Raw genomic sequence first — 280 nt, forward strand, 5'->3', positions numbered from 1 at the left:
AACCCGCCGAGCCATCCGCAACCGAGACCTGGAGCAGACCACGAAGACCACCCCGCCCCCCGAGACCGACGGTGAGCGCTTGGGCCGCGATGACTTCGGGACGGCGGCGTGAACATCACGAGCGCGCCCAGCACGGCGCATGTCACCGGATGGGACCGCGCGGTCGTCATCGCCCTCGGCGGTGCGGGATGCGCCCTGTCGTACGACGCCCTGCAGCAGATGGCCGTCGCCATCCACGTCCGGGGCCTGCTGACCTACCTCTTCCCCTTGGTGATCGACG

At 70.0% G+C, this 280-nt stretch carries 1 protein-coding gene; it reads left to right on the forward strand.

Annotation, left to right across the window (positions count from 1 at the left end; all coding sequences use genetic code 11):
* Nucleotides 1-108: 108 nt before the first annotated feature.
* Nucleotides 109-280, forward strand: a 172-nt coding sequence (locus RB628_RS43055) for a DUF2637 domain-containing protein (RefSeq protein WP_412180814.1), incomplete at its 3' end; no start/stop codon positions are given.

The sequence above is a fragment of the Streptomyces sp. ADMS genome (assembly GCF_033441795.1).
GTDB lineage: Bacteria > Actinomycetota > Actinomycetes > Streptomycetales > Streptomycetaceae > Streptomyces.